The 1,714-nt window shown below is 71.1% G+C and carries 2 protein-coding genes; both read right to left on the bottom strand.

Translation table 11 applies throughout. The features are described 5' to 3' along the window. Positions 1-121: 121 nt before the first annotated feature. Positions 122-1,183 carry a phospho-N-acetylmuramoyl-pentapeptide-transferase gene (gene mraY, locus ACFFNX_RS49240; protein WP_378213377.1) on the bottom strand — a complete coding sequence of 354 codons (1,062 nt, stop codon included), beginning with the start codon at positions 1,181-1,183 and terminating at the stop codon, positions 122-124. Beyond that, positions 1,180-1,714 (bottom strand): glutamate ligase domain-containing protein (locus ACFFNX_RS49235; RefSeq protein WP_378213376.1); only part of this gene is annotated, 535 nt, incomplete at its 5' end. The genes ACFFNX_RS49235 and mraY, both read right to left, overlap by 4 nt.

The raw sequence follows: 1,714 nt of genomic DNA, 5'->3' as shown, positions 1-1,714 counted from the left end.
GCGTCGACGACCGTGACCCGGGCGCCCCGCTCCGCGAGCACACGCGCCGCCGCCCGGCCCGAGACCCCCGCGCCCGCGACGCAGACGGCCAGGCCGTCCCACCCGGTGGCGTGTGCGCCGGTCAATGGCCTGGCATCCATTCGATGTAGAACAGCGCCAGCCCGGCGGCCACGCACAACATCGAGATCAGCCAGAACCGCACCACGATCGTGGTCTCCGCCCAGCCGGAGAGCTCGAAGTGGTGTTGCAGGGGTGCCATCTTGAACACCCGTTTACCGGTCAGCTTGAACGACCCGACCTGGATGATCACCGAGAGGGTGATGATCACGGGCAGCCCGCCGAGGACGATGAACAGCATCTGGGTGCGGGTCATCACGGCCAGGCCGACGATCACGCCGCCGAGGCCGAGCGAGCCGGTGTCGCCCATGAAGATCTTGGCCGGCGGGGCGTTCCACCACAGGAACCCGACGAGGGCGCCGAGCACGGCCGAGGCGACGACCGCCAGGTCGAGCGGGTCGCGGACGGTGTAGCAGTTCGGGGCGAGGGCGACCTCGGTGCAGCTGTTGCGCAGCTGCCAGTTGCCGATCAGGACGTACGCGCCCAGGACCGAGCCGACCGCGCCGGCCGCCAGGCCGTCCAGGCCGTCGGTGAGGTTCACCGCGTTGGACGTGCCGGCGATCATCAGCAGCGCCCAGCCGATGAACAGGTACGGCCCGATCGAGGGACCGAAGTCGCGCAGGAAGGACAGGTGCGTGGTGGCGGGGGTGATGTCGTAGCCGTTGGGGAAGCGCAGGGACAGCAGCGCGAACACCACGCCGACGATGATGATGCCGATCATCTTCGCGCCACTGCGCAGGCCCAGGCTGCGCTGCTTGAAGACCTTGATGTAGTCGTCGACGAACCCGACGACGCCCAGCCCGGTCATGAGGAGCAGCACGAGCACGCCGGAGACCGTCGGCCGCGTCGTCGTGGCCAGGTGCGCGATGAAGTACCCGACGAGCGCGGCGACGATGAACACCGTGCCGCCCATCGTGGGCGTGCCGCGTTTGCCGAGGTGGGCCTGTGGGCCCTCCTCGCGGATCATCTGCCCGTAGCCGAGCCGGCGCACGAGCCGGATCCACAGCGGGGTGCCGAGCAGCGCGATGATCAGTGAGAGGGCCGAGGCGACCAGGATGGTCCTCACGCGTCGTCGCTCCCCTCGACGGGTACGGCCGCCAGCACGGCCTCGGCGACCCGTTCGAGCCCGGCGACGCGCGATCCCTTGATCAGCACGACGTCACCCGGCCGCAACCGTTCGCCCAGCGCGGCCACCGCCGCGCCGACATCCTCGACCTGCACGCCTTCTCCTGTCCATGTGCCCACCTGCCCGGCACCCTTCAACACGGCCTCGGCGGTGTCGCCGACGGCGACGAGACCCGCCAGGCCGCCCCGGGCGGCGTAGGCTCCGATCTTCTCGTGCTCCTCGACCGTCGACGCGCCCAACTCCGCCATTCCGCCCAGCACCGCGAACGCGCGTCCCCGGCGTGCCATGTGAATGACGGTGTCGAGGGCGGCGCGGACGGACTCGGGGTTGGCGTTGTAGGCGTCGTTGACCACCGTGACCCCGTCGGGGCGCTCGGTGACCTCCATGCGCCAGCGGCTGGCGGGCTCCGCCGCCGAGAGCCCCTCGGCGACGTCCGCGACCGGCATGCCCAGGCACCGCGCGGCGGCGGCC

The sequence above is a fragment of the Actinoallomurus acaciae genome, assembly GCF_042429965.1.
Lineage (GTDB): Bacteria > Actinomycetota > Actinomycetes > Streptosporangiales > Streptosporangiaceae > Actinoallomurus > Actinoallomurus acaciae.
Note: the sequence above shows the minus strand (reverse complement) of the source record. Positions and strands in the feature narration are given on the sequence as shown.